Origin of the sequence: Pseudoteredinibacter isoporae, assembly GCF_040372805.1 — a bacterium.
Taxonomy (GTDB): Bacteria; Pseudomonadota; Gammaproteobacteria; order Pseudomonadales; family Cellvibrionaceae; genus Pseudoteredinibacter; species Pseudoteredinibacter isoporae_A.
Window position 1 is genome coordinate 197,835 of sequence record NZ_BAABWJ010000006.1, and the last position, 16,856, is coordinate 214,690.

The following is a 16,856-nucleotide window of genomic DNA, read 5'->3' on the forward strand; positions in this document are numbered from 1 at the left end:
TTGCGAGCGCTGGAAAGGTGTCAGGGCCTTAGACCCGCTGGATGGATTATCGAGCTTAATTCTGAGGCGCCAAGATCTTGTCGTCTTTTTTCAGACGTGCAGCGACGGGTGCCATTAAACTGCTGATGTACAAATAATCATCAGTTTCCAGAACGCCGGTGGTCACAGGGTAGTCACCGCTGGGGTTCTGTAGGGAAACCAGCACCTTGCCATTAGAATCAATGGCGACGACATGACCATAAAACTTGGCCGCCGGACGAACAAACGCCGGCATACGTTGAACCACTTTACGCAGCCAGGGTTTATCCGCCAAGGCATCAACAATCGGCAAACGTGGCGACACCAGCCCTAACCAGAAACGACCATCCTGACCGGGAACAATATTGTCGGGAAAACCTGGCAGGTTTTCGATCACAGTGTCGATCTGATGCTCCCGATCTCCGGCAATCCAGTACTTGTGCACCCGGTATTCGCTGGTTTCATTGATGAGGATGAACTGGCCATTCGGGTCCATCGCAATACCATTGGCAAAGCTCAGACCATCCACTAACAACTTGGTGCTGTTATCGGCCGGATCGTAAACCAGAACCCGCCCTGAGCGCGAATGCTCCAATACGTCCAGCAAACTGGCCTCATAAGTTCCGCCATTTTCCTCAGCCCCAAAACGCACAGACGCGTCCGAAAAATAGATTTTGCCATCTGGGGCGATGTCGACATCGTCAGCGTACAAGATAGGACTGTCTTCGAAATGATCGCTAAGCACGGTAATCGTTTTATCCGGTGCAATGCTAAGCAAACCTTTAAAGGCATCGGCCACCACCAGGTTGCCTTCACCATCAAAATCCATACCCAGTGGGCGTCCACCGGTACTTACCCAGGGCACAAAGCTGTCATCATTCGGTACCTTTCGCAAAATCCAGCCGCTGTGAACCGACGCATATATGGCACCCGACGCATCGGCATCCATATCTTCCGGCCCGTGTTCATTGCCGATACTCAATAACTCGACATCCGCAAGCCTATTGTTTTGCTTAAAGGCCCCCTGGTATCCGGGATTCGCTGGCGCCTGCCACGCTATGGGATCCACAGGAACTGGCCAAAAACAGAAATAGAGTAAGAGTGCAAGAACAGCAATGACGGTAATGCGTAACATAGGGTGCCTTTTTTATTATCCTTGATTGGGTCCGTCCACAGCCAGGGGGTGTGGCTAAGCCCTTGGATTCTACCCTATTCTCTGCTGACTCGGCATCCGGCAATTACGGATCAAAACGCATATCAGGCGGAATCGGCACATCTCTTGGGAACATCGGCCGCTCACCCTGACCACGGCGGAAGTTTTGCAAACCGAAGACATAGGCCAATACCTGGGCGACAGCCATGTATAACCCCCCCGGTATTTCATCATCGATTTCAGTGGTATAAAAAATAGCACGCGCCAATTGTGGTGATTCTATGATTTCGATCTTGTTGGCTTTGGCTATTTCCCGGATCTTCAATGCGATATTGTCCCCGCCCTTAGCAAGAAGAATCGGCGTAGCCATATTGTTGGGGTCGTATTTCAAGGCACAGGCAAAGTGAGTTGGGTTAGTGATGACAACGTCGGCTTCAGGAACATTGGCCATCATACGATTTTGCGCCATTTCTCGCTGCAACTGTCGAATGCGACCTTTGACTTCGGGCTTACCTTCCGAGTCCTTCATTTCGTCTTTGATTTCCTGCAAAGACATTTTCAGCTTGCGCGCGTTATCCCAAATCTGAAAAGGCACATCAACAATGGCGATCAAAATAGTTGAAGCGGCCAACACAATAGCGGCAATCCCGGCGAGGACCATGGAATTTTCCAACGCTACATTCACATCCTGATAAGCGAGGCGAAGAATATCTTCTTTTTGAAAATCCAACAGAAACAGAGCCAAAATCAATATGACCGAAACCTTAGCCACACTTTTCACCAGTTCCATCAACCCCTTGACCCCAAACATTCGTTTCAGGCCCGCTCCAGGATTCATGCGACTGGCTTTTGGCGCAAGCGATTTGGCGCTAAACAGCCACCCTCCCAGGGAGATAGGCCCAATAATGCTGGCCAATGCCAGCACCGAAAAAATCGGAACCAGAATAAACAAACCGTCGTAAATCGATTCTCCGAGCTGCTGAAACATCAGGTTGGTGTCGAACAAGACCTCACGATCCAGGCTAAGGTTGAAGCGCATAATGGATTCAAGCCGTTCAGTAATGTAGCCACCCAGCATGAACAGGCAAATCGTGCCTCCGAGCAGAAGCACTGACGTCGTCAATTCCCGGGATCGGGGAACCTGGCCCTCCTCCCGGGCCTTCTCCAGCCGTTTGGGCGTGGGTTCTTCTGTTTTTTCCTGACTGGAATCTTCAGCCATATCGACGCTGCCTCCAGACGGAAATCATGGATTCTGTACTAAGGTCTGCATGAATTGCAGAGCTTCATACATGAAGGTATTAAAGTTCGGTAGAAAGCTGACCAATGACAACCACATCAGCAACAAACCAAACACCAGGGTCAGTGGAAAACCTACCGCAAACACATTCATTTGTGGCGCTGCCCGGCTCATAACACCAAACGCTAAATTTACCACTAACAAAGCGGTCAGCAGCGGCAAGGCTATCACCAAAGATGAACTGAACATCCAACTTCCCAAGCCCACGATCATTAATAGGGCTTGGCGATCCAGACCAACCGACGCAATGGGAATCGAATAGAAGCTGGCCGCCAACGCTTCGATCACCAACAGATGCGCATCGACAGCAAAGAACAACAGTGTGACAGTAATTGAATAGAACTGAGAAATCAGTGGCACACTCACACCGGTTGAGGGGTCATTCATTGCCGCGAACCCCAGGCCGAGCTTGCCCGCGATCACCTGGCCAGCCAAAACAAAAATCTGCATAAACACTTGCAGGGAAAAGCCCATCGCCAAACCAATCATCAGCTGCTGAACTGCCACGTTCAGTGTTCTCAGTGATAACAAAGGGACATCTGGTAAAGGAGGCAACAACGGAGAAACCAACACAGCCAGCACAAATGCCAGCGCCAGTCGAACTCGAGCAGGCACGACGCGAGCCCCAATCAACGGCATCGCCAGGAGCACTCCGCTGATTCGAATCAAAGGCCAAATATACTGGCCTACAAACTCTAATATTTGCTGCTCAGTAATGACTTCCACGGCTCAACCAATCATGAGTGGAATATTGGTATAAAGTCGATCGAATAAATCAGTAAATTTGGTGATTAACCAGCTCCCTGCAACCATGATGGTCGCAAGAGTGATCAAAAGCCTGGGCAGAAAACTCAAGGTTTGCTCGTTAATCTGGGTGGCGGCCTGAAACATACTCACTAACAACCCCACCACCAAGCTTGGCCCCACGATCAGAGCGACAATCAACACGATCAGGTAAAGTGCATCGCCCATAATATCCATCACAAGTTCTGGCGTCATAGACTCTACCTCAATATCCGTAACTGGCCGCCAAGGTGCCAATCAGCATTGCCCAACCATCAACGAGAACAAACAACATGATTTTGAACGGCAGGGAAATAATCAGCGGTGACAGCATCATCATACCCATGGCCATCAAGACACTGGCCACCACAATATCAATCACTAAAAAGGGGATAAAAATAATAAAACCAATTTGAAACGCGGTTTTCAGCTCGCTGGTCACAAAGGCAGGAATCAGAATATTCAATGGCAATTCGGACGGTACGTCCACCGGCGGCGTCTGGGAAATTCGCATAAACAAGTCGATATCCGATTCCCGAGTTTGCGCCAGCATAAACTGATGCACAGGTTCGCGCGCAGCGTTAAGGGCCTCTTTTGCTGTTATTTTTTCCTCGATGTAGGGCTGCAAGGCCTGCTCGTTAATCACATCAAACACCGGGGTCATAATGAACACCGTCAGAAACAGAGACAGACCGATGAGAATTTGATTAGAAGGCGATTGCTGCAAGCCCAATGCCTGCCTGAGAATAGCGAAAACAATAATGATTCGAGTGAAGGACGTCATCATCATCAACAGCGCCGGCAACAGGGTAAGCCCTGTCATGATCGCCAAAATCTGCAGACTTACCGTGTAGTCTTCACTGCCATCCGGATTGGTTTTAACCGTCAGTGCCGGCATCCCAGGAATGGCTTTCAGAGGAATGTTATCCGCACTGGGCTTGGCGCTTTCCAACTGTTCGCTGGCCGCCTGCGCCGTCGTTGCCACATCAGAGCCCAGCAGATCACGATTAGGTTCATTCTGCGCCAGAGTCCCATTCGAAAAAACGAGCGCAAAATACATGAGGAATATCGACAGCAAAGTACGGTTTACTTTCGGAGCTTTCTGTTGTTGGCTGGATATTGGAATCATACTGCCCGGCCTATCACCCTGTTATTGTTGACCAACCCAATCAGACAGGCTTTTTATTCACTGCCATCAGGCCTGCTAACTTGGCTTTAAAATCCACCACGGCTTCCGGGCGGTTTTGGCTCAATTCGAGACCCTCTAGCTCCGTTTTATCAAAGCTTTGCAGAGTATTGATTGAGTGAGCGGTCACACCCAGCAACAATTGCTGACCATTGACCTCCGCCAGAACAATTTTTTCCCGTGTTCCCATAGCAGTACTGCTGATGATCTTGATTGGACTGTTGGCAAAACTGCCCTGATTGGAAAAACGCTTTAGGAACCAAGCCAAAGCGTAGATCAACGCGATGATCAGCCCTAAGGCCAGCAATATCTGCAGCAATTGAGTTGAGGCGCTGGGTAATCCAGAAACCGGTTGCTGGGCAATGCCTTCGGCCTGAGCCATCGCAGGCATTGCCACCAACAAGGCAACAGGCAAGCCCATCCAAGAACTAACGTTTTTATTTGTCATAGCCGCACCCTGCATACTCATTAACGTAAACGCGCAATACGTTCCTGCGGACTGATCACATCCGTCATTCGGATGCCGAACTTTTCATTGACCACAACCACTTCGCCGTGTGCGATCAGGGTGCCGTTCACCAAGACATCCAAGGGTTCGCCCGCGAGTCTATCCAACTCGATTACGGAACCCTGGGTCAGTTGCAAGAGATTGCGAATGGAAATGGAGGTCTGCCCCACTTCCATCGACATCGTGACCGGAATATCCAGTACCACTTGCAGATCGGGCTGATCCCCCGGACCGCCATCGGGCGCTGAAAAATCCTGCAAGGGCATTGGATCGCCCGCCGGTTCCGGTTGCGGCTCTGGTTCGTCTTCCTCTTCGCTGACGCCGGCTTCTGCCATAGCAGCAGCCCAGTCATCTTCTACACCACCGTCACCATCGCCACCTTCGCCGGCTTCTTCCATCGCCGCCGCCCATTCATCAGCCATGTCATCCTGATTCACATCTCCGGAATCGTTCTGATCATCATCACTCATGGTTTTCTCCAACTCACTGGCACTAGGCCCATTTACAGGTTAATCAGGCCGAAGCTTTATGAATATCTTCGTCAATATCGTCGTGATGAATACCCACACCGGCAATGCGCAACAAATCGGCCGTTTCATCATCTTTATTTTCCACCACACCTTCGATGCGCATGGATAAATTCCCTCGGGATTGCCCCAATGTGCTGCGAAATACCGGCACACTGTTTGCCGTCACGATGTGCTCCTCGGGCATTTCAATGGGGATAATGTCACCTGGCTTCAGGTCCATGACTTCCCGCAATTGCAGTGACTTACGTACCAGATCGCACTCCAGTTTTACGCTGGCCTGCAATACTTCTGACTGCATGGATTTAACCCAACGGGCATCCGTTTCATCCGCTTCATTTTGAGCACTGTTATCCAATAGATCTCGAATCGGTTCCAGCATGGAATAAGGGATCGTAATGTGCATCTCACCCCCGCCACCATCGAGTTCTACGTGAAATTTGCTTACCACGACAATCTCATTGGGCCCCACAATGTTCGTCATAGCGGGGTTCACTTCTGCATTGAGAAATTCCAGTTCGATGGGCATCACCGCGCGCCAGGCTTCGGACAGATCCATCAAACATTGATCTACCACCATCTGCACAACACGTAATTCCGTCGGGGTAAATTCACGCCCTTCAATTTTGGCGTGGCGACCATCGCCACCGAAAAAGTTGTCCACCAATTTGAACACCAACTTTGCGTCCAAAATAATCAAACCGGTGCCACGCAACGGGCGAAACTTCAACATATTCAAGCTCGTCGGTACGTACAAGGTATGAACATACTCGCCGAACTTCATGGTCTGCATTCCGCCTACGGACACTTCCGCGGAACGTCGGAGAAGGTTAAAAATGCTGATGCGGGTATAACGTGCAAAACGCTCATTGATCATTTCCAAGGAGGGCATGCGGCCACGAACAATACGATCCTGAGAAGTCAGATCGTAAACAAGCACATCGCCTTCTTCGATCTCAACTTCCGTCTCAACTTCGCCGTCGTCCACCCCATGCAATAAAGCATCGATTTCGTCTTGTGAGAGTAGGTCTTGCATGATCAGTACACTCGCTCTTTACTGTGTTGGCTTTTCAGGCGCTATTGCATAACAAAGTTGGTGAATAGAACCTGCTCTACGCCTGGTTCACCAATTTCTCGATCCATCATGGTCTGCACTTCTTCCAGTGCTAACTGGCGTACCAACTCTTTGCCTTCCGGTGTCTGTAACTCTTCATAAATTTGACCACTGAACAGCATCACCAAAGCATTTCGAATCATTGGCATGTGCAATTCTGCCGCCGACAATGCTTGTTCTGTACGCATCATCAACGTCACATCCACCTGCAGATAGCGCTGACGACCACGCGCCTCAAAATTTACAATGATGGCCGGCTTGAGTGGCAAATAGATAGCCGACGGGGTCGGCTCTGCGGCTTCCATTTCATCACCTTCTTCGCCTTCCTCAGCCTCCTCTGAATTTTCTTCGCCTTCACCTTCGCCCTCATCCATTTGCTCGGTTTTTTGCTCATCGAAGAAGCCCAAAGCGAACAAGGTTCCCCCAACTGAGGCACCTATTAACACCAAGCCAAGCACGATAAAGATAATCAGCTTCTTTTTTCCGCCACCTTGGGATGCGTTTTCTTCAGCCATGGGCTCTCCGTCAATTTCCAGTCACTTCTTGGATTACAGTTCTTGTTGAGCAAGAGCCGTGCCATTATTTCGCCCTCAGCACCGGCCTTAAACTCAGAATAGCCCAATGCGCGCAAAACGCGCCTTTGGCTGGGCCAGCCGCCACAGCGAACCGCCTCCAGAGAAGGGATGACAACCAGAAGACAGGATGCCAGATCGAGGAAAATGGAAGAGATAAACAAACAAAGGAAAACGGAAGAGAATCTGAAGAGATCGATGCAATAACGCTGGCCAATCAACATAGCCGCCAGACAGCTCCAGCGGCACATGGAATCTCAGCCGCTAAACTAGGCGTAAGAGTCCACTAGGCTCAAGTTTCGAACCTGAGGCTGAACAGCGCTTTCGGTTTCAAGAACATCATCACCGTCAATCAGGCCCGCCATCTCTTCGCGCTCTTCTGAACGCTCTTGGGCGTCCCCTCCCCCAACATTCACATCGCCCAAGTCCAACCCCTGCTCTTGAAACATCTCACGTAAACGCGCCGAGGTCTGATCCAGAGCTTCTCGAACACTGGCATGGGGACTGTTAATGGTGACTTGGGCCTGATCTTGATTGAGTTGGATCTTGATCTGCAAACTGCCCAGCTCGGGTGGATCCAGGCGGATCTCCGCTCGGGAGATATTACGCGCTGAAAACCACGCCACCTTTTCCGCAACCTCGGCCTTCCATTGAGCCTGATTCAGTTCCGACTGCATGCTGGAACGCCCCTGGATGTCTGCGGAGCGCTGCAGCTGGAAATTATGCTCTACACCACTGGCTCGCCCTGGCGCATGGCTGTGCTGGATACCGACCGCATCACCGTAGCCACTTGCGCTGGGTGAACTTGAAATGTCCTTAGGTACTGGCCCAATCAACCCTTCTTTCAATAAACCGCCGACAGAGACATTGGTTTGCTTGGCTTTGCTGTTCAAAGCGATCACTTCCCCGGGGCTCATATCAGCCTCACCACCCTCGCTCGGTTCCGATTCGGCTTCCTGCTGGGGGTTCAGTGCTGAATCAGATGCCAATGGGCTTTTAGATGCGCTTCCCAGACCCGTTATTTTGACTTCATTACTTATGGCAGAGCGCCATTCTGACACCTTTTCGGACGCTGAGGGGGATACCGTGGACGCCAGGGCATCCACAACGACGTCGCCATCCGCTTCCGGATCTTGGCTAAGAGTATCCGCCCCCATCGATACGCTGTGGTCCTCATCACCCAGTACATCATTCAGAGATTCAAGGGTCGAAGCTTCGCCGGTGGCAGAGTCGGATTCACCCTCCAAGTTCTTAGCCGATGAGCCACCGCTCAGCAGCAGTTCGATAAAACCCATTGGGTTCGAGTCAGATGGGTTCCCCTGATCACCGTCAGATGGAACCTCGCTCCCATCGGCGCCTTCCGTCGCAGAACCATGAATCGCAGATGCCTCAATCGTAGAAACCCCAAGGAGCCCCAGGATAAACTTTTCCTTGTTACTGAGCTCCTGCTGAGACGAAACGTTGGCGTCATTACGTTGCGCACTTGAATGTTCCGCGACCGAGTTCTCAGCACTCCCGCTTTTTGCAACACTCTCACCTGAAGGAGCCTTGTTATCCTTTCCCGGTAACCCCCGCTCAGCAGACGTCGTCTCAGCATTGGAGACGTTGGCGTTTCGGCTCTGGGTTGAAGCCCGTGCGTGAGAAGCCGCCTCAGCCTCAGAGCCCGATCGACTTCGGGCTTGAGCATGTTGAGCGCTTGGGGCATGTTCAGATTGTTGTCCGGAGTGACGTTCCGAACGGGCACGGTGCTGCTGTTGTTCAATACGTTCACGGGACTCAGCAACCTCCCTTCCGGATGCTTGCCGATTTTTAGCAGGCTGATTGGACGACTGCAACGTCCAATGCTCAGCGAAGGACTGCGATGATTCAGACCGGGTGTCGGTACGCTTCGACACCTGTGGACTGGAAATACTGTTTAACAAAATGTCGCTGGTATTCGCTGGCATTGCCTGATGTCCCCGTTAGCTGCTGAGCCTGGCGGCAAACGATTGCCCCAATGGGACAAACACTTCCCCCAAAAGACTCGATAACAGCAGTATGTTGATTCGGTAAGCGCCCTTAAGGTATTCGTTTACCGCTACGGGGTTTGTTTTGCAAAGGCGGTGCCAATTCATCTAAATCACGGCAGTTTCACATGCGCCAACACCGACAAAAAACAGTACAGAGAAAAGGGTGAAAGGAAAAAAGACCAACAAAGCCCACAAAAGGCGCAGAGTTGAAACTGCGCCCGTCGGTAACAATGTGCTGAGTGAACATTCAGCACTGAGTGCGCGGAAGACTAATCAACCAAGTGAAAAAACTGACCATTAACGCGATCATACTCGGTTTGCAATTGAGGAAGTAATTCCACAACCGCACCTTGATCGCCATCGCGTGCCGACAAAACGATTTGATGGCAGATCGCTTCCATTCGGATTGCTCCCACATTGGCACTACTGCCCTTCAAGCTGTGGGCCGCATCGATAACGCCGTTTAATTCAGAAAGTTCCAAAGCTTCCTGAATGGTCATGAGACGGTATTGAGTATCCTTGCGATAAGTTTCAATAAGTAATCTTAGGTCATCACCCATTAATTGACGTAACTCGTCCAATAACTCTTCATTAATTACATTAGCCATAGTCACCGTCCTTGTTTTAATCAATAGCGACGCGACACGGCTGTATCTTTGAAATTCATCCGATTCAAATAAGCCTTTTATGATTGCGCATTCGCCCTTGCTCCCAACATCATCTGCCGAGAGCCACCCCGTTATTCACAAAAAGTTATAAACACTATTCCCGGGAGCTATCACACTTAACGTCGATAATGACAACAAACGACACACGAGAATAAAACTCTTCGTGTATTTACTTTAACGAGGAACGCCTGATTGAACAAGCAAATAGTCAACGCTTTTTATTGATGATTAGGCAGTTAATTTGGACTTTAGTACCAAGAGAAAAGAAAAGTTTTAGAATGCCGAGGTTCGGCGTGATGCTTTTTGCGTACTGAGTTCGTCAATCAGTTTTTGTTCTTGCTGATCAGCGAAGGCTTGCTCTTCACGCTGGTATCGTTCAATTAACTCTTCCAGTTTTTTCAACTTTTGAGACTGCTGCTGCCACACGTGCATAATGGCTTCGCAGTGTTCATTGACCTTCGCGACCATGGCCTGCTGTTGCTCACACGCCATGTGCATTCTCTGAATAAAACTCCGCTGGCTTTGCATTTGTTGCACATTGGTGTGCTTGAGATTGCGCACTGAATCCATATAGTCATCACGATAGCCTTGCAGTTGCTGCAGTTTTTCCTGCTCCCCCTGTAATGTTTCTCGCTGCTTCGCAAGCTGCTCTGAGATATTATCCAGGTCTTGTTGATTGAGATTACGAACAAGTTCTAGCCGCTTGCTGCGAGAGTTAGTCATCAGCCGGCGGCGCTCTGTTGCTGCCCTGCGGGTGCAGACAATACCGAATCTAAAATAGAACAGGCCGCCTCATAACTGACCGCCTCGTTCATACCCTGGCACACGAACTGACGTAGATGCGGTGCCCGGTCGATAGCCAAATCAACTTCAGGATTACTGCCGGGACGGTAGGCCCCAATGTTGATCAGATCCTTGTTTTCTTGATAAATCGCCAGTAAACGCTTGAATGCCTGCATTTTTTGCAATTGATCCTGACTCACGATATTGGGCATCGCGCGCGAAATAGACGCTTCCACATCTATCGCTGGATAAATGCCTTCTTCGGCAAGACGGCGGGACAAAACGATGTGGCCATCCAAAATGGCGCGCGCTGAATCGGCAACCGGATCTTGCAAGTCATCTCCTTCGGTAAGCACGGTATAAAACGCGGTGATCGAACCACCACCGGGCTCACCGTTTCCCGCACGTTCGACCAATTGCGGCAATTTTGCAAACACTGAAGGCGGATAACCTTTTGTTGCCGGCGGCTCACCTACAGCAAGAGACACCTCACGCTGTGCTTGGGCATAACGCGTCAGGGAATCCATTAGCAGTAATACATTTTTTCCCTGATCTCGATAATACTCCGCCACACGGCAGCACAACTCGGAAGCACGCAAGCGCATCAAGGGAGCATCGTCAGCAGGCGATGCGACAACGACGGATCGTTTCAAACCTTCTTCGCCCAAACTGTGATCGATGAACTCCTTCACTTCTCGACCGCGTTCCCCAATCAAACCAACGACAACCACGTCCGCATTGGTGAATCGGGTCATCATGCCAAGCAACACACTTTTACCCACACCGCTTCCCGCAAACAAACCGAGACGCTGCCCTCTTCCAACAGTAAGCAATGCATTAATGGCCCGAATACCGACATCCATGGGTTCTTGAATGGGAGAACGGGAAAGCGGATTGATCATGTCGGCCAGGGTCTTCAGGCGATCTTTTGCCCGCACCTCACCAAGACCATCGATAGGTTTACCCAAACCATTGACCACTCGACCCAGCAATTCATCACCGATGGGTACCTGGGCCGTTTTCGTCATTGGGCGCACACGCGCACCGGGTTCAACACCCGCAAAATGCGTTATAGGCATTAAGTAAACTTTTTGGCCATTAAAGCCGACAACCTCAGCCTCGACTTCCACTCCAGACTGATTGATGATTTGACAGGTCTGACCGAGGCTGGTGCGCAAGCCTTCGGCTTCCAGCGTCATACCGACCAAACGCGTGAGGCGACCTTCAGCCACATAATCGTATTGGAACTCAGCGGAATTCTGACTGGGCGTCAGTGTTTTTAGCTCCGCGCACAAATCACGCATACTCACTTCCTTCAGAGCCCCCATTTGATCATGGGCTGGCATTATTCTTACACCCCGCTTTGTGGGTTCGGCGTGCTGTCTTTCTGGACAGATGCAGGGTCACCCATGGCCATATCCAGATCTTCGGACAACTCATTGACCAGCGCGTTTTCTGCGGGTGTATCTGTCGAGTCATCCTCGGCCAAATCTCCCCGGGCGAATTGTTCCAAGAGCGACTGCCAACGAGCCTCGAAATCCAGACTGACTCGACTGCAATCGTTGACCAATTGACAATCCCAGGGCCCAAAATCAGGATTCGCTCGCACAAGAAACTCCCCTTCTGGAAGTCGCAGTTTGTCCTGCACCATGGCCTGACGATCGGGATGCACTTGAACAACCAGTTCCTCGGGTTTACCCGGCAAGGCCTGAAGCCCCTTCTGAATAATGTGTAACAAGAGTTGAGGGTTTTGCTGGAGCTCTTTTTCAATAAACTGACGCGCCAGCCCAGTAACCATATTCAGAACAAGTGGTTTCAATTGTTCTTGCTGTTCGGCGAAGGCGGTTTGCAAAGAGCGGTTTAATTCAGACAAGGACTCGGTTTCAGATCTGAGTGCAGGTTCCAGTTCCGAACGAATCGCCTGCTCGCCCTGCTGGCGTCCTTCCTGGGTTCCAGCGTCCAGGCCGTGTTTATGGCCTTCATCGTAGCCGCTTTGATACCCTTCTTTGTGGGCTTGTAAGCGAATCTCTTCCAGTTGCTGTGCCGTTAAAGGCTCGACTTCGGCTTCCAGTTCGTCAATGGATTCGTCTTCGCCAATTTCAGCGGCGCGGCGATCCTGCGCCAGTTTTTCTTCCGACGCAATGATGTCACCCGTGTCCTGGTCAAAGGACGGTAAGGTCCAACTGACGAATTCTTCAGCATCCTGTGTGGAAATATGTTCACCCATTTTCGTCATTACAGCTGTTTGCGTTTTTATTCACACACTGACTCTGTACACCACAGAGTCGCCCAGAGCGCTAAAGCATTTGTTCGCCGCCACCGCCCAACATGATCTCGCCAGCATCGGCCATCTTTCTGGCGATAACCAGAATCTCTTTCTGAGCCGCTTCCACTTCGGAGAGACGCACAGGGCCTTTGGCTTCCAGGTCATCACGCAGCAATTCGGCAGCACGTTTCGACATGTTTTTGAAGATTTTTTCCTGCAGGGCAACGTCGGCACCTTTCAATGCCACAATCAACATCTCAGAGGAAACCTCACGCAGCAAAGCCTGAATACCACGGTCGTCGACGTCCTGCAAATTGTCGAAGATGAACATAAGATCCTGAATTTGCTGGGCCATTTGTTCGTCGATTTCTTTGATGGACTCCATCAATTCGCCTTCCACAGCGCCGCCCAGGTTGTTCATAATCTCGGCCGCCACTTGCAAACCACCCATATCTTTACCCTGGCTGGTTGCGCTGCCTGAGAATTGTTTCTCAAGAATATCGTTGAATTCCTGCAGAGCCGACGGCTGAACCGTCTCGAGCGAAGCAACTCGCATCATAATATCCAAACGGACTTTATCCGGCATAAAACTGAGCACTTCAGCGGACTGATCAGAATCGAGATAAGCCACAACGATCGCCTGAATCTGCGGGTGTTCGTCGCGAATAATGTCAGCAATCGAACGGGGCTCCATCCAACGCAAGGTATCCAGACCCGCGGTATTTCCATCCATCAAAATTCGATCAATCAAGCTACCCGCTTTGTCTTCACCCAAGGCAGCAACCAACATCTTACGAATATAATCATCGGAACCAACCCCCAAACCCGTCAGGGATTTAACGTCGTCGAGGAATTTTCCCAGAACCACTTCCACCTCTTTTTGGTGGATGTAACCGAGATCGGTCATCACCGAGCCCAGGCGATGAACCTCTTTAGGGCCGAGGTGCTTAAGAATCTCAGCCGCATCGGCCTCGCCCAAAGCCATCAATAAAATGGCGGCCTGCTCAATCTCCGTGCGAGTCGAACCGCCTTCTATTTGCTTGTCATCTTCAGCCATTATTATTCTTCCTCACTCACCCAATCTTTAATCACCAGAGCCACACGTCCTGCGTCTTCTGCAACCAGGGCTTTCACGGTATTGAGCTGGGTTTCATAGGTTTCATCCGGGCTTGGCAATGCCAGTGTCTCTCCGCCGGTCAGGGTCACGGCGTCATCCGATAGAGAGTCATAACCTTCCATTTCGACCGCGGCCAGCTCAGCCAACTGAGCGGCTTCTTCGGCTTCACGACGTTCGCGACCGGATTCCGCCAGGTTTCTCAACAGTGGACGCAATAAACCCAGCAATAAAATAAGAATAATCAATAAACCCACGGCCTGCTTGGTAAGGTTGCCAAACCAAGCTTGTTCCCAGACAGGAGGTTCTTCAATGACGAGTTCATCCTTAGCAATAAAGGGCGAATTCAAAACATTGACGCTGTCGCCTCGCGCAGAAGAAAACCCGACAGCATCGCGGACCAGAATGGTCATTCGATCCAGTTCGTCCTGTGTCCAGGGGACACGACTGCTCTCGCCACTTTGGGCATTGGCGACCACTTTGTCGTCGACCACAACCGCAACCGTTAGGCGTTTGATATTGCCTTGCTGATGACGGGTATAGCTAACCGTGCGATCCAATTCATAGTTCCGCGTTGCCTGACTGCGCACACGTTCATTAGCGCCTTGTGCATTGGGGTTTTGCCCGTTGGCCTCTTCGGGTGCCTCAGCCATGCCCGGCGGCTGATTCGTCAAGGCTCCGGGAATACCCGCAACCAGATCGTTACCACGCTGTTCATTCAAGGTTTGTTCGCTGCGAATCGCGGGTAAATCCGGGTTAAAAACCTCTTCAGCCTGCTCCACTTGAGTGAAATCCACATCGGCACTGACTTCGGCTTTAAAACCTTCAGGGCCGACTACCGGTTCCAAAATACTGTTGATGCGGCGCGTCAGATCATCTTCAACTTTGCGGGTAAAATCCCGCTGCTTCGCCGCCATGATCAGCTCTTGGTTATCTTCTCCCTGAGACAATAAATTACCGCTTTGATCCACCACGGTGACGTTTTCCAGTTTCAATTCAGGAATACTGGAGGCGACCAGGTTTGCAATGGCTTTCACCTGCTCGGTTTTGATGCTGCGTCCTGCATACAGATCCACGAAGACGGACGCTCGTGGCTCTCGGGCATCACGAACAAAGACGGAGCGTTTGGGAATAGCGAGGTGTACGCGAGCGTTTTTTACCGTTTTAATTGCGGTAATGGTTCTGGCCAGTTCACCTTCCAGACTGCGCTTGTAACGAGCGCTTTCCATAAACTGGCTGGTCCCCAGTGGCTGTTCCTGATCCAACAACTCAAAACCCGTACCATCAGTGGCCGCGTCATTGACCTCGGCTAACTTAATTCGGGCTTGATAGATATCCTGCTCGGCGACCAGTATCGTGTTATTTTTCTGGTCAACCTTGTAGTCGATTTCGTTTTCTTCCAACAGGCGTGCAATTTCGGGAACATCCAAAATATTACTGCTGCTGAACAGTGGGCGGTAATTGTCTTCTTGGGTCCAGAGCACCACAGCAAAGCCGATGGCCACGCTCGCCGCCAGGCCAACCATTAAGCCAACCTGACGCACCAGGTTGAGATTATTAAACCCTTCGACTAAATCAGATGAAGATTTCTTTTGGGATTCTGCTCCGCCATCTTCCGCGAAATCGCCCATATCAGTTTCTGCAGTGGACATAGTAGCCAGACCTCAGCACTTACATTGGCATATTCATAACATCGCGGTAGGCATCAACCAGCTTATTGCGCACTTGCAACATTGACTGGAAACTGACGGATGCTTTTTGCGAGGCGATCATAACGTCGGTGACGTCCACAGACTTGTCGCCCTGCTCATAACGGGTTGCCAGCGCTGCCGATTGTTTCTGCACACTGTTCACCTTGTCGATGGCCTGGCTCATCATGTCCCCAAACGATGGGACTTCCTCATTGGCTTGAACCTTCACCCCGGGGCGCACATTGGACGCCACCTGATCCACAGACGATGGGCCATTGAATGCCTGGGTCTGAGATTTCAGGGTTCGCATTTCCACCAGTAGGCGATTGATATCAACTCGGTCTGTCATGACAGGGCCTTAAACTTGCGATTATTAAGTGACAAAAAGCTGGCAGTTCCAGCTCCACACTGGGTATCAAGCACAAAGTGGGCCAAAAGTTGCCACCGGGAGACCGAGGCGGCGAAAACTTACCGTCATGAGGTGCGGGGTCTAAATGCGGGTCTACATGCGGGAGTTAAGGGGGGTGAAGATTAAGCCGACAAACGGGCCTGTCGAACGAATGGCACAATGGGCTTTGGTAGCGGTGTCGCATGATACGACACCGCCAATCGAGGGAACGGCTACTCTCGGCGAGTACGACGTTCTAACGAACGAGATTACTCAAAATCAAACGAAAATTCCTGAGTTTCACGCCTCAAACGCGCTTCCTCCAGGCGGTCTTCCAGACGCCGACGGGCGTCAAGTATTTCAACGGTAGGACAAATAGCTGACTCTATCTGAGGGTCAAATTCATGCTGTTCTTCTAAGACTTGATAGCTCATACCGATACTCCTGTCGCGATATGCATACTGCGCACGTTGTCTAAAAGTGGGGACAGCGACAAAAATCCAGCCTCTCACTGTACCCAGCAGGCCTTCCTGCAAGGGAAAAGTTACCTCTCCGGAGCGTCACCGTCAATAGAAATCTAACCCCTGACAATGACATTTCTATGACATCGATTCGACAAGAAACACCTATTATTCAATGCGCCGCCCAATCATGCTAAAGACCTAAAAACGTAGTGCTCAATTCAGAATTCCAATCTTGGTTGTCCGCGATTAATTCATTACGGGCGCACACGCTTCATCGAATTCACACCTTAGAAACAACCCCTTACTAAGTTCGCT

General features: G+C 50.7%; 18 protein-coding genes. All 18 read right to left on the reverse strand.

Annotation, left to right across the window (positions count from 1 at the left end; translation table 11 throughout):
- Positions 1-55 precede the first annotated feature (55 nt).
- Entirely contained in the window at positions 56-1,087 is a 1,032-nt protein-coding gene (locus ABWW03_RS13525) for an SMP-30/gluconolactonase/LRE family protein (RefSeq protein ID WP_353408935.1), read from the reverse strand.
- 169 nt (positions 1,088-1,256) lie between these two features.
- Positions 1,257-2,390 (reverse strand): flagellar biosynthesis protein FlhB, encoded by a 1,134-nt coding sequence (gene flhB / locus ABWW03_RS13530; protein ID WP_353408937.1) that lies wholly within the window; start codon positions 2,388-2,390, stop codon positions 1,257-1,259.
- Between the two features lie 24 nt (positions 2,391-2,414).
- A complete protein-coding gene (gene fliR, locus ABWW03_RS13535; protein ID WP_353408939.1) occupies positions 2,415-3,194 on the reverse strand; it encodes a flagellar biosynthetic protein FliR in 780 nt (259 codons plus the stop codon).
- 3 nt (positions 3,195-3,197) lie between these two features.
- On the reverse strand, positions 3,198-3,467 hold the full coding sequence (locus ABWW03_RS13540) for a flagellar biosynthetic protein FliQ (RefSeq protein ID WP_353408941.1): 270 nt from the start codon (positions 3,465-3,467) through the stop codon (positions 3,198-3,200).
- A 10-nt stretch (positions 3,468-3,477) separates the two neighbouring features.
- Entirely contained in the window at positions 3,478-4,380 is a 903-nt protein-coding gene (gene fliP / locus ABWW03_RS13545) for a flagellar type III secretion system pore protein FliP (RefSeq protein ID WP_353408943.1), read from the reverse strand.
- Positions 4,381-4,420: 40 nt separating this feature from the next.
- Positions 4,421-4,885 carry a flagellar biosynthetic protein FliO gene (fliO, locus tag ABWW03_RS13550; protein WP_353408945.1) on the reverse strand — a complete coding sequence of 155 codons (465 nt, stop codon included), beginning with the start codon at positions 4,883-4,885 and terminating at the stop codon, positions 4,421-4,423.
- Between the two features lie 20 nt (positions 4,886-4,905).
- Positions 4,906-5,415 (reverse strand): flagellar motor switch protein FliN, encoded by a 510-nt coding sequence (gene fliN / locus ABWW03_RS13555; protein ID WP_353408947.1) that lies wholly within the window; start codon positions 5,413-5,415, stop codon positions 4,906-4,908.
- Between the two features lie 43 nt (positions 5,416-5,458).
- Positions 5,459-6,508 carry a flagellar motor switch protein FliM gene (fliM, locus tag ABWW03_RS13560; RefSeq protein ID WP_435372760.1) on the reverse strand — a complete coding sequence of 350 codons (1,050 nt, stop codon included), beginning with the start codon at positions 6,506-6,508 and terminating at the stop codon, positions 5,459-5,461.
- A gap of 41 nt (positions 6,509-6,549) precedes the next feature.
- A complete protein-coding gene (locus tag ABWW03_RS13565; RefSeq protein ID WP_353408949.1) occupies positions 6,550-7,101 on the reverse strand; it encodes a flagellar basal body-associated FliL family protein in 552 nt (183 codons plus the stop codon).
- Positions 7,102-7,427: 326 nt separating this feature from the next.
- Complete coding sequence (locus tag ABWW03_RS13570; RefSeq protein ID WP_353408951.1) at positions 7,428-9,104, reverse strand: flagellar hook-length control protein FliK; 1,677 nt, start codon at positions 9,102-9,104, stop codon at positions 7,428-7,430.
- A 332-nt stretch (positions 9,105-9,436) separates the two neighbouring features.
- Positions 9,437-9,775, reverse strand: a complete 339-nt coding sequence (locus ABWW03_RS13575; protein WP_353408953.1) for an Hpt domain-containing protein — start codon at positions 9,773-9,775, stop codon at positions 9,437-9,439.
- A 333-nt stretch (positions 9,776-10,108) separates the two neighbouring features.
- Complete coding sequence (fliJ, locus tag ABWW03_RS13580; RefSeq protein WP_353408955.1) at positions 10,109-10,558, reverse strand: flagellar export protein FliJ; 450 nt, start codon at positions 10,556-10,558, stop codon at positions 10,109-10,111.
- The gene (gene fliI / locus ABWW03_RS13585; protein WP_353408957.1) at positions 10,558-11,922 is read right to left on the reverse strand and encodes a flagellar protein export ATPase FliI; all 1,365 of its coding nucleotides are present in this window, start codon (positions 11,920-11,922) and stop codon (positions 10,558-10,560) included. The genes fliJ and fliI overlap by 1 nt, the downstream gene beginning before the upstream one ends.
- A gap of 47 nt (positions 11,923-11,969) precedes the next feature.
- On the reverse strand, positions 11,970-12,854 hold the full coding sequence (locus ABWW03_RS13590; protein WP_353408959.1) for a FliH/SctL family protein: 885 nt from the start codon (positions 12,852-12,854) through the stop codon (positions 11,970-11,972).
- 61 nt (positions 12,855-12,915) lie between these two features.
- Complete coding sequence (gene fliG, locus ABWW03_RS13595) at positions 12,916-13,941, reverse strand: flagellar motor switch protein FliG (RefSeq protein WP_353408961.1); 1,026 nt, start codon at positions 13,939-13,941, stop codon at positions 12,916-12,918.
- A 2-nt stretch (positions 13,942-13,943) separates the two neighbouring features.
- On the reverse strand, positions 13,944-15,650 hold the full coding sequence (gene fliF / locus ABWW03_RS13600) for a flagellar basal-body MS-ring/collar protein FliF (protein WP_435372761.1): 1,707 nt from the start codon (positions 15,648-15,650) through the stop codon (positions 13,944-13,946).
- Positions 15,651-15,669: 19 nt separating this feature from the next.
- On the reverse strand, positions 15,670-16,038 hold the full coding sequence (gene fliE, locus ABWW03_RS13605) for a flagellar hook-basal body complex protein FliE (protein ID WP_353408963.1): 369 nt from the start codon (positions 16,036-16,038) through the stop codon (positions 15,670-15,672).
- 308 nt (positions 16,039-16,346) lie between these two features.
- Positions 16,347-16,511, reverse strand: a complete 165-nt coding sequence (locus ABWW03_RS13610) for a hypothetical protein (RefSeq protein WP_353408965.1) — start codon at positions 16,509-16,511, stop codon at positions 16,347-16,349.
- Between the last annotated feature and the right edge of the window lie 345 nt (positions 16,512-16,856).

Coding starts and splice junctions, on each gene's coding strand:
- ABWW03_RS13565 (WP_353408949.1), bottom strand. CDS start 7,101: ATGGCTGAAGAAAACGCATCCCAAGGTGGCGGAAAAAAGAAGCTGATT.
- fliE (WP_353408963.1), bottom strand. CDS start 16,038: ATGACAGACCGAGTTGATATCAATCGCCTACTGGTGGAAATGCGAACC.
- fliP (WP_353408943.1), bottom strand. CDS start 4,380: ATGATTCCAATATCCAGCCAACAACAGAAAGCTCCGAAAGTAAACCGT.
- fliG (WP_353408961.1), bottom strand. CDS start 13,941: ATGGCTGAAGATGACAAGCAAATAGAAGGCGGTTCGACTCGCACGGAG.
- fliO (WP_353408945.1), bottom strand. CDS start 4,885: ATGACAAATAAAAACGTTAGTTCTTGGATGGGCTTGCCTGTTGCCTTG.
- fliM (WP_435372760.1), bottom strand. CDS start 6,508: ATGCAAGACCTACTCTCACAAGACGAAATCGATGCTTTATTGCATGGG.
- flhB (WP_353408937.1), bottom strand. CDS start 2,390: ATGGCTGAAGATTCCAGTCAGGAAAAAACAGAAGAACCCACGCCCAAA.
- ABWW03_RS13610 (WP_353408965.1), bottom strand. CDS start 16,511: ATGAGCTATCAAGTCTTAGAAGAACAGCATGAATTTGACCCTCAGATA.
- ABWW03_RS13575 (WP_353408953.1), bottom strand. CDS start 9,775: ATGGCTAATGTAATTAATGAAGAGTTATTGGACGAGTTACGTCAATTA.
- fliJ (WP_353408955.1), bottom strand. CDS start 10,558: ATGACTAACTCTCGCAGCAAGCGGCTAGAACTTGTTCGTAATCTCAAT.
- fliI (WP_353408957.1), bottom strand. CDS start 11,922: ATGCGTGATTTGTGCGCGGAGCTAAAAACACTGACGCCCAGTCAGAAT.
- ABWW03_RS13590 (WP_353408959.1), bottom strand. CDS start 12,854: ATGACGAAAATGGGTGAACATATTTCCACACAGGATGCTGAAGAATTC.
- fliN (WP_353408947.1), bottom strand. CDS start 5,415: ATGAGTGATGATGATCAGAACGATTCCGGAGATGTGAATCAGGATGAC.
- fliF (WP_435372761.1), bottom strand. CDS start 15,650: ATGTCCACTGCAGAAACTGATATGGGCGATTTCGCGGAAGATGGCGGA.
- ABWW03_RS13540 (WP_353408941.1), bottom strand. CDS start 3,467: ATGACGCCAGAACTTGTGATGGATATTATGGGCGATGCACTTTACCTG.
- ABWW03_RS13570 (WP_353408951.1), bottom strand. CDS start 9,104: ATGCCAGCGAATACCAGCGACATTTTGTTAAACAGTATTTCCAGTCCA.